This window comes from Synergistaceae bacterium (genome assembly GCA_021372895.1).
GTDB lineage: Bacteria > Synergistota > Synergistia > Synergistales > Synergistaceae > JAJFTP01.
Map to the genome: position 1 here is coordinate 1 of JAJFTP010000072.1, position 5,832 is coordinate 5,832.

At 47.9% G+C, this 5,832-nt stretch carries 6 protein-coding genes; 4 read left to right on the forward strand and 2 right to left on the reverse strand.

From position 1 onward, the window contains the following. Positions 1 to 241 precede the first annotated feature (241 nt). Complete coding sequence (locus tag LLF78_06695; GenBank protein MCE5202180.1) at positions 242 to 1,771, forward strand: L-serine ammonia-lyase, iron-sulfur-dependent, subunit alpha; 1,530 nt, start codon at positions 242 to 244, stop codon at positions 1,769 to 1,771. Between the two features lie 27 nt (positions 1,772 to 1,798). Here the strand turns inward: LLF78_06695 and LLF78_06700 are convergent, their stop codons facing one another. Together LLF78_06700 and LLF78_06705 are read right to left on the reverse strand one after the other, a co-directional pair. After that, a complete protein-coding gene (locus LLF78_06700) occupies positions 1,799 to 2,089 on the reverse strand; it encodes a hypothetical protein (protein MCE5202181.1) in 291 nt (96 codons plus the stop codon). A 21-nt stretch (positions 2,090 to 2,110) separates the two neighbouring features. Further along, positions 2,111 to 3,094 (reverse strand): hypothetical protein, encoded by a 984-nt coding sequence (locus LLF78_06705; GenBank protein ID MCE5202182.1) that lies wholly within the window; start codon positions 3,092 to 3,094, stop codon positions 2,111 to 2,113. A 293-nt stretch (positions 3,095 to 3,387) separates the two neighbouring features. On the opposite strand from LLF78_06705, the gene LLF78_06710 reads away from it, so the two are divergent. From LLF78_06710 to LLF78_06720, 3 genes are all read left to right on the forward strand, one after another. Beyond that, positions 3,388 to 3,900 carry an Rrf2 family transcriptional regulator gene (locus LLF78_06710; GenBank protein MCE5202183.1) on the forward strand — a complete coding sequence of 171 codons (513 nt, stop codon included), beginning with the start codon at positions 3,388 to 3,390 and terminating at the stop codon, positions 3,898 to 3,900. A 17-nt stretch (positions 3,901 to 3,917) separates the two neighbouring features. Beyond that, a complete protein-coding gene (locus LLF78_06715) occupies positions 3,918 to 5,174 on the forward strand; it encodes an OmpP1/FadL family transporter (protein ID MCE5202184.1) in 1,257 nt (418 codons plus the stop codon). Positions 5,175 to 5,383: 209 nt separating this feature from the next. Next, the coding region (locus tag LLF78_06720) for a phosphoenolpyruvate carboxykinase (protein MCE5202185.1) at positions 5,384 to 5,832 on the forward strand (449 nt) is incomplete at its 3' end.

The following is a 5,832-nucleotide window of genomic DNA, read 5'->3' on the forward strand; positions in this document are numbered from 1 at the left end:
AAAATTTTTGTCTCTTTGCGTTCTTAAAACGCTGAAAGTGATTTTCTTTCCGCCGTTGTCAATCTGAAAGACTCATTTGCCTGTTTATGGTATTATTAAAATATATCAGTTTCAGGTATGCATTGTAATAAATTTTGCTCCAATAAACAACCTCGCTCTTAAAAATAAAAGACGGGATGAATTAAATGTGATATATTTATCAAATACTTAATTGAATGCATGTTAAGGGAGGAATATCCTTATGACAGTGGCAAGTATTCTCAACAACGTGATCGGTCCGGTAATGCCCGGATGTTCAAGCTCCCACACTGCCGGCCCCTATCACATCGCGCGTATGTGCAGGAGCCTTATGGGGGAACTTCCTTCCGAGGTGATATTTTCTTTCGAGCCGTGTTCGTCTATTGCGGAGGTATATCATGAGCAGGGCAGTGATCTTGCACTTGTTATGGGCATCCTTGGCCTTCCTCTGACCGACTCGCGTTTTAAACATGCTCTGGAACTTTTCAAATCCTACGGTGTAAATATAAGATTCGTCATTGAAAGTTTTCCGGAAGCTTGTCATCCGAACAGCATAAAGATAGAGGCAAAGCTTAAGGACGGCTCTGATTTCTCTGCGGTAGCGGATTCAACAGGCGGAGGTTCTGTCATATTCCGTCGTCTGAACGGATGGCAGGTCAGTATGACCGGTGATGCTTATTACCTTGCCGTAGAGAGCATGCGGGAGGAAGTCATAGAAAAACTTTCGGCACGAGGTGACGTTACATCCGAGTCAAGGGATGGAAGGAATTTCTTTCTGCTTACAACGTCATATCCCATTGAGAGCAGTATGCTTGAAGAAATAAGAACAGCCCGCGGAGTCACAGGGCTATGGTATGCACTTCCTGTATTCTTCCCACTGCGGGGCAATAGGATATTTACGTCAGGGGCGGAGATGGTTAAGTATTCAGAGGATCACTGCATGACGCTTGGCGAGGCCGCCCTTGAATACGAGTCCGCGTTGCTTGGCATGCCGAAAGATGCTCTTGACGCCGAGATGGACAGGCGGCTGCAGATAATGATCGATTCTGTCGCTCTTGGCCTTTCCGATGCAAGCCCGGCTATGTTCCTTCTTCATCCTGTTGCGAAAAAAATAATGTTGGCAGAAAAAGAGGGCCGGCTTGCAGTCGGCGGTATACATACAAGGGCTGCGGCGCGTGCTATGGCTGCGATGCAGGTCAACAGCGGACAGGGGATAGTGTGTGCCGCGCCGACAGGAGGCTCTGCAGGGGTCATTCCGGGCGTTATGGTTACAATGCTCGAAGACATGAATATTCCACGCAAAGATGTACTTCGTTCTATGTGGGCTGCCGGTGCTGTAGGATGGGTACTTGCGACACGCGGCACTTTTGCCGCCGAGGTGTGCGGCTGTCAGGTTGAGATAGGTGCGGCCGGAGCAATGGGCGCAGGTGCTGTTGTTGAAGCTGCCGGAGGTACGCCGCAGCAGGCTGCGGATGCAGGGGCCGTTATGTTTCAGAACGCAATGGGCCTTGTGTGTGACCTTGTCCAGGCAATCGTGGAGATCCCATGCCACACGAGAAACGGTTCATTTGCTTCTCAGGCGTTCATCTGTGCAGATATGATACTCGGCGGCTACTGTAACTCTGTGACGCTTGACGATACCGTGGATGCGGTCTATGCTTCAGGGCAGATGCTGCCCCTACAGTTGCGCTGTACTTCTCTGGGAGGTATTGCTGTTGCGCCAAGCGCGCTTTCGATGCCCCGGCTAAGATGACTGTGCAGGGATGCCTCTATAAATGTGTTATTTGAAAAACGCGGACTTGTTCTCGTCTATCATGTAATTTCTGTAGTAGAGCATGATGTCGCAAACTACAAACATAGTGTTCAATGTGTACGGGATAAGCAGAAACGGTGTCTCTCCTCCTATAAGTACCTTTGCTATGCCTGCGAAATATCCGGCCAGCACAATGAGGAGAAAAAACAGGCTCTTGCCTTTCCTTGTCCTGCTTATCCATGATTTATAAATTGACGCGGGCCATGCCGCAGCAAAACAGAGCAGCATTACAGCTTCCAGTATGTAACTCCAAAACACAGCAGAGGCTCCTTTCTTACTTCAGCTCAGCAGGGTTCTTTGTACCTGATGTGCTGTCTCTGGCAGAAGTTCCCAGACGAGTTCACGTTTCTCATTGAGTTTTTCAAGCGCCTCTAATGAAATAGTCCATATCTCACACGGGTTGGCATTTTTCACTAGGTCTTCTCCATAACTTGAAAGCTCTTCAGCTAAAGTCCCGGCCTCGTTCTCTGTTTCCGCGGCGAAGATAAGCCAGCTTACACTGTCCTGTTCCTGTGTGTCCCTGTCAACGTAGCCGGGTATGATCATGCGCCGCAGGTTGTTGAGCCAGATATGGAATTTTCCTATTGTCTCCAGGTTGTCCGCAGGTTCCCGGCTTGAAAATACGAAGAGAAACCTGTCCGTGTTTATCAGCCGCATCGGGTCGTTGGGGTGTCCCGGAAAATCCCTGTACTGCATAAAGTCGTAGCGGCAGAGATAGAGCAGGTCAACGGCGAGACTGCCGGCCTTTGGACAGTTTTCTTTGCACCACTCGGCCAGTTTTTCCGGCGGGACCAGATCGGTGCGGCGGCTTTCTATACTTACGGCAGGAAATTCGGCCTCGATCTTCTTCCATATAGGGGATTCAGTATAGAGCCATTTAAGCCTGCGGTCTTCTATGGAGAAAATTTCGTCACGCGTAAGATTTGGCCGTATAGGGAGTGATATATTTGTCCGGAAGTCTTTTATGCCCCATCGCTGGATGTGTGCATTATCCAAGAGCAAACGCAATTTTGTGCGCGCCACGCTTCTTTTCATGTCTGTTGGAGGGGTGCCCGGATTGCCTTCCAGGAACATCTCTGATGCGATACGATCAAATTCGGAGATCCCGGCCTCAGTAAGGCTGTAAATCCCGTTAAAAAGCCTCAGGGTTCCATTGCGTACGAGTTCAGGAAGGTCTTCCGTATCCTCTCCGGCAAGTTCAAGCAGTTCTGCAGTCCAGCAAGGATTCTCACTGTCAAACCTTGTAATAATAGCCTCTGACAAAATACTTCCTCCTATTAAAGATGTCTGTAGAGGAGTTTATCATAAGTCACGTCATATTTATATCCCTCTTGACCACACGGTCAGCCTGACGAATCAATAAATGATGAATAATCAGACCCAAAGGGAAATGCAGTCAGCATCCAGTGTTTCAGAGCCTGCAGGCGGCTTTGCATAGCCGGCGTATTTGTAGCCGAGTCCTTATCTTGATTAAGGAATAACATTTTTATATATTTTGTCTGAAATACTTGACCAACCTTTTAAGGTGGAATAAAATATCCGGTATTCCACTTATTATGAAAGGAGGAGACACTCTGAATCCTATAGTAAGCCTGCCTGAACCTTTGATATTGGGTCTGCATGCTCTGGGACAGCTTGCCAAGGTATCTGGCCAGTGCATGTCTACACAGCGGATCGCAGCGGCAATCGGAACTACTGAGCCTCATCTTTCAAAAGTCCTTCAGCGCCTTAGCAAGGGAGGTTTTATAAAATCTGTCCGCGGACCCGGCGGAGGCTACAAGCTTGCCTGTGTACCTGAAGAGGTCCCGCTCAATCAATTATTCGAACTTTTCGGAGGTTCCTTTGCCCCCAAAGGATGTGGTCTTGACGGATGCAAAAACCAGCCCTGTTTTATCGGCGAAATGATGGATGAGCTGACGCGCGCTTTTCTGCGTTACCTTGAATCACGTACCCTTGCCGACTTTACTTCTTATTATGAAAGTTCCACCCCTGTAGAGATCGAAATATCCGTCATCACCCCGAGCCTGGGACAAAAACATCCTAATTTCAGCCATTTAAAACTCAAGTAGGAAGGATTGTGTGTTCATTGAAAATTAAGAAAACACTCACCGCCCTCTTTCTGCTGATGGTGTGTGCTGTGCCAACTGCGGCGTTTGCCGACGGGTTCGCCATTTACGAATGGTCTGCCGGCGGCGTTGCGATGGGCAATGCTTACATGTTTGCGGAAGAAGACCCTTCATTGTTGGCATACAACCCTGCCGGCATTACAAGACTTTCCGGCATATGGGTCAGCGCCGGTATGTCCTACATCAACCCGAGAAGCAGCGTGGATTTTCACGGTGGATCTGCAGACGGTCAGACATGGAGCAATTCAGAGGCTCCGGGCTATGTGCCAAACATATTTTATGTCCGGCAGCAGAGCGACAGGTTCTGGTGGGGGATCGGGCTTTTTACACGTTTTGGCAACTCTAGCGAGTATGAATCAACTTTTCCGGGGCAATATAACAGCTATCTTGCGAAGATAACCAGTCTTACGCTTCAGCCTACGCTTGCGTATAAACTCACGCCTAAACTGTCGGTTGCTGCCGGAGCTGACATCATGTATATCACACTGGATATAAGGAAAAAATTGCCTACTTACAATATGAGCCACGGATCATACCCTGACGCAGATTTTGAGCTTGACGGCAAAAATTTTGCTGTCGGCTGGAACATCGGACTCAACTATGATTTTACGGACAAAACATCGTTTGCCGCTCTCTATCGTTCAAAAATAGAGCATAATATGGACGCTGATGCAAATTTGACTTATCCTGGGCAAAGCACACGGGCACACGGCTCTGTTACGCTCCCGGACAGCCTTACCCTCGGGCTTGGCCATAAATTCAACGACAGGACGAGAGTCGAAGTTGGCGCGACGTATACTAAGTGGAGCACGTATGATGCGTTGAATATCACATTTGACTCACCTATATTACCTGGTGTCACCGAGTCGGATGACATAAAGAACTGGGGAAAGGTATGGCGCTATCAGTTCGGTGTTGAACATAAGATAAACGACCGCTGGAGTATACTCTGCGGTTATGCCTACGATAACAACCCGATGCCGGATGAATATCTGGATTTTATGGTTCCGACAGGTGACCGCCAGACAGTGAGCTTAGGATTTAAGTATCGTCAAAAGAACTCCGAACTTGCGTTTGCGTGGGGTTATATGTGGATCAAGGACAGAGTAATTAATGCGAAGGCAATGGATTTATATGGAGGTAATTTCGATACGGCCGATGTCTACGATAATACGGCGCATATCCTTTCGCTCAGTTACACGGTCAAGCTCAAATAGCTGATGTTCATAACCAGATTATAGACTAAGTCGGCTTCGCCAAAATGCGGAGCCGACTTTTTTCACTATTTTGAATTTGTCTTATTTGGACCCGCACTCTTGTCAACTTTAAATATTGAGTTAAGCTATTCATATGCGGTTATTCTTGCTGCGGTGTTGTCGTACTTTATCTTAAAAATATTGTGTATTTCCTGAGGAGGAAATTTCAGATGGCCACGCAGGGGCATTTTGTGGATCTTGGCAGTTTCAAGAAGCTTAACTTTATTCCAATACGCACAACCATCGAGACAGCGTTTTACGGTAACAATGTGGTTCCTGTTAAAGATCTGCGTGAAGTTTACGCGCTTGCAAAGGGCAGTGCAGGCACTGTTGAACTGACAGGGATGCCTGTGCACCGCCCGCTTGATCTCGGACTTCCTGAGGATGCGAATGTTCTGCTGTTCAATGATGGCGCTGTCTACGGACGTTGTGCCGCCGCGCGCCGCATCATCGGATATCCCAATGTCTCAATCCCTGAATACGCAACGATACTTCGTGAAGCTATATATAACGCCCGTTTTCGCAGGTTCTACTCTGCGGAGGCAGTTATCGGCCTGGATGAAGATTTTATGGTCAAAGCGCATATTATGCTGCCCGAAGGTTTTGAGAACAGTATCTA